The organism is Sphingomonas endophytica (genome assembly GCF_001476895.1).
GTDB lineage: Bacteria > Pseudomonadota > Alphaproteobacteria > Sphingomonadales > Sphingomonadaceae > Sphingomonas > Sphingomonas endophytica_A.
Genome location: NZ_LDTB01000134.1, coordinates 1 through 783, shown reverse-complemented (window position 1 = coordinate 783; position 783 = coordinate 1). Strand labels below are relative to the sequence as shown.

1 protein-coding gene is annotated in these 783 nt (G+C 64.9%); it reads right to left on the bottom strand.

Going from position 1 to position 783, the window contains the following annotated elements; all coding sequences use genetic code 11:
* Nucleotides 1-112 precede the first annotated feature (112 nt).
* Nucleotides 113-783, bottom strand: a 671-nt coding sequence (locus NS334_RS16345) for a hypothetical protein (protein WP_206542679.1), incomplete at its 5' end; no start/stop codon positions are given.

Genomic DNA, 783 nt, shown 5'->3' with positions numbered 1-783 from the left:
GGAGCGAAGCGACGAAGCAATCCATCGTTCCGCGTATGCGGTCCGATGGATTGCTTCGCTTAGCTCGCAATGACGGAAGAATGACATGGCGCGCGCGCCTTCTATCATCAGTCTAGTTCGAGCTCCCGGCCGCCGGCGCCGCGGCGGCCTTGTCGTCCGACCGCACATGGATGACGGCGACGTCGTCCTTGTAGAGCCGCTTCCAGCCCTTGAGGTGGTCGAGCACGTTTCCGGCCGGAGAGCCCGAGCTCAGCAGCGTGGCGTCGATCCGGTATCTGTCGAGCAGGTCCAGCAGCTGGCCGGTGTCGCGGGCGTCGAGCGCGGCGTAATAGTCGAGCACGAATTGCTCGCCATACAACTCGGCGCGACCGTCGATGAACACCTTGATGTCGCGGCTCACCAGATAGCCGCCGAACGGCGCGGTATTGAACACGCGCTGCGCCTTGTGCTGCTGGGGCACGTCGACCGCCGCAGCGGGCCAGAATGCCGGAAGGAATTTGAACTCATGCTGCGCGACGAAAGTCGTCGTCGTCACCCACGCCCCGATCACCATCGCGACGGCAGCCAGCATCGTGACGACGGGGAGGGAGCGGCGTTCCTCGAAGCGGGCGGCGGTGACGACCGCCATCCCCCATTGTTCTGACATCGGCTTCGCGAGCACCAGCGGCGCGATGAACGCGAACACCTCGATGTTGCGGATATGGCTCAGCGCCATCCAGACCAGCCCGAGCAGCAGCAGGATCCGCGGCACCGACAGGGTCAGCCCGCGATAGCAGATGAGGC